Origin of the sequence: Dermacoccus sp. UBA1591, from assembly GCF_002322065.1 — a bacterium.
Lineage (GTDB): Bacteria > Actinomycetota > Actinomycetes > Actinomycetales > Dermatophilaceae > Dermacoccus > Dermacoccus nishinomiyaensis.
Genome location: NZ_DCNR01000115.1, coordinates 1 through 2,950 on the forward strand (window position 1 = coordinate 1; position 2,950 = coordinate 2,950).

Annotated in this window: 1 protein-coding gene; it reads right to left on the reverse strand. The window is 72.2% G+C overall.

Annotated elements, in window-relative coordinates; genetic code table 11:
- Positions 1–11 precede the first annotated feature (11 nt).
- Complete coding sequence (locus tag B2284_RS13155) at positions 12–2,765, reverse strand: DivIVA domain-containing protein (protein WP_136788590.1); 2,754 nt, start codon at positions 2,763–2,765, stop codon at positions 12–14.
- Positions 2,766–2,950: the final 185 nt, after the last annotated feature.

The window sequence follows — 2,950 nt, forward strand, 5'->3', positions numbered from 1 at the left end:
CAGCCCTTGAATCAGCCCCTGAAGATGCGACGCAGAATGCCCTTGCGGGACGTGTCGTCCCGCGCCGGCAACGGCTTGGGCGCCTCGATCGTCTCTGGCTGCTTCACGGCGTCGATCGGCTCGGCTGCGTCGATGGGCTCCGGACGTCCGACACTCCAGGCGTCGTCTTCATCATCACTCGACGGGGCCTGACCGCCGTTCGCGGCCCGCGTGTCGTCGGAGGCACGTTGCGGCGACGAACTGGCCGCTGCGTCACCGCCCGATCCGTCCACCAGAAGCGCGGGGACGCTGGAGGACGCGTCTGACGAGTCACCCACCGTCCGGGCCGTCTCGGCAGACTCTCCCTCTGCAGCGTGGCCTGCGGTCGCGAGGCGTTCGCGCTCGGCCGCGCGGCGGGCGAGTTCGGCGGCGACGGGCGCCGGGGCGCCCATCGCGTCGCGATCGTCGTGGGGCTCACGCACGCGAGCGACCTCCTCCTTGGCGGGGGCGACTCTGCGAAGCGCCGCAAATGCCGGCGCGGGTGCCTCGTCGTCTCCCCCGGCGGCTGCGTTACCTGTCACTGACGACTCGTCATCGGGCGCAGCAGCGTGGGCATCGGACGCGGAGGTCTCGTCACGCGACTCGAACGCCTCACCCACGTGCGCCGACGCCTCGCGACGCGAGCCGGGCACCGCATCACGCGACGTGGGGGTCTCGTCGTGGGATGCGCCGGCGTCGTCCACCTGAGCACGCGACGTGCCATCCGCCTCGGGCGACGGCAGGCGCGGCGTCATCGCGGTCGGACCGCTCGGCTGGGCGAAGGGATCGAAGTCGTTTCCGGCGTGCGGGTCGAACGCGGCGACCGGCGCCTCGTCGGCAAACGGGTCGTCCGCGGCCACGTCGGAGGGATGAGACGCGACGGCCGGGTCACGCGACACGATCGGCTCGTCCCACGGCGACGACTCGGTCGTGGCACCGGTCTGCGTCGAAGCGGGAGTAGCGTCGGACGGCGTGCGGTCGAACGCACCCCCGTCCATGCCAGCGTGATCGAGGACGGAATCCGCGGCTGCGGGGTCGGCGGCCGAGCCGACGCGGGTCTCATCGAGGTGACGCGGTTCGCTCTGGTGCTCGGCAACCACGTCGCTGCGGGGCGCCGCCGGCTCGATCGGCGGGATCTCGGAGCCGGCGGGCTCGGCGAGGACCTCGGGCGTGGCGTAGGCGCTGAACTCGGGGTGGTAGTGCCCCTCCGCCTGGCGGTCAGCGTCGGACATCGCACGGCGAACATCGCCGCGAGGCAACGGAACCCGATGATCCGTCGCAGGGTAGGAGATGATCGATTCTTCGCTGACAGGCTCGTGTACGACGGGCACCTCACCTGCGCTCTGGGCCTCTTCGCCCTGCTCATCGACGTGGTTCGCGTCCGCGGCCGACTCGGTGGACGCGTCGTCGGCAGCGCCGCCCGTCCACGACTGGCCCATCGAAGGACGGATGGTCGCCGCGCGCTGATCGCCCGGCTCGGCCGATCGCTGGACGTGTTCGATCGTCACGTCTCGCGACGCCTCGTCGCTCCTGTCGTCGCCCTCGTCGGCGGACGCGACCGCGTCGCGGCCAGAATCGTCGTCAGCGCCCTCGTCGTCGATCAGCTCGTCGCCGGTGGCGGCGAGTCCGCCACCAACAGGGTTCACCTGCGCCGACGCCTGCGACGCCTCGCGTCGGGCCTCGTCGCGCGCGTCGGCAGCTTCGTCGAGCGGCTCCCCACCGACGGGGTTGATGCCCTGCTGGACGGTCCGTTCGTCGTCGACGGCGTGCCCGTCACCCTCGACGGCGTCATCGACGACGCGGCCGCCCGCACCTGCCTCGACGACGTGCTCGTCACTGGGGCCGCGCCGCTCTGAGTCGCCCGCGACATCTTCTGCATCGACCACACGCTGGGTGCGGTGATCGTCCTGAGCGCCCGCGTCATCATGCGCACCGAGGAATCCCCTCGCCGGGTCGCCCTCAGACTCGGCGTCGCCAGTCGCGAGAGCAGGCGCCTCGTGGTCAGCGTGCTCGTCGGCGTCATCCCACGATCCGTCGGGACGCACCCGCGGCACCTGCACGCCGGGCTCGGCGAGCCTCTCGTGACGGGTCTCGTCGGTCGGCTCCTCATCCCACGCGCCGTCGGGGCGAACCTGCGGCACGCGCACCCCGGGCTCGCCGAACGAGCCCCCACGCGAGTCGTCGACCTGGTCGTAGCCACGCTCTGGGGTGGGCTCCGCGCCACCACGCTGATTGTCGGCGCCAGAACGAACGCCGTCGGTCACCGCGGCGCTCTGCCACTCGTCGTCGGCCCTGGTGTCACTCTGAACCGCGCCGCGCGGCGCGCCTGACGCGACGGCGAGCGCCGCGGCGTCACGGACACCACCGTCGTCGCGCCGGGGGTCGGCGAAATCGTCGTCGCTCAACCCACTCGCGGGCTCCCACTCATCGTCGGCGTGGAGCGTCTCGCCGCCGTGCGAACCGGAGGTCTCGGCGGCGAACAGGCGCTGAGCGACGCGGTCGAGCAGGTCGTCGACGTCGTCCATGTCGTAGCCGCCGTTGACGTCGGCGGCTCGCTCGGGAAACTCCGCCTCCACGACCTCGTGGGACGTCACGGCGTCGGTGACGCTGCCGTGGCCCTGCTCGAGCGCCGTCAGCGTCGCGATGACACGGTCGAGGAAGTCGTCCACGGCCACCTCGTCGTATCCCGGCGTGCCGGCCGCGGCGCGGCGAAACTCGGCGTCGTGCACCTCGCGAGCGGTGATCATGGCCAATCCCCTTCGTCGTGACGTGCGCCGTCGAACGGCGCTGTTCTCGACCGAGCCTAGCCACCGGCGGCGCGTTCGCCCATGCACCGCGCCGAGTCGTCCGATGACGCCGGACGCGGCCGCCGCTGCAGCCCCTTCACCGTGACGACCGATGTCCGCCCCAGGCTCCCTGCCCTGACGTCCGC

Coding starts and splice junctions, on each gene's coding strand:
- B2284_RS13155 (WP_136788590.1), bottom strand. CDS start 2,765: ATGATCACCGCTCGCGAGGTGCACGACGCCGAGTTTCGCCGCGCCGCG.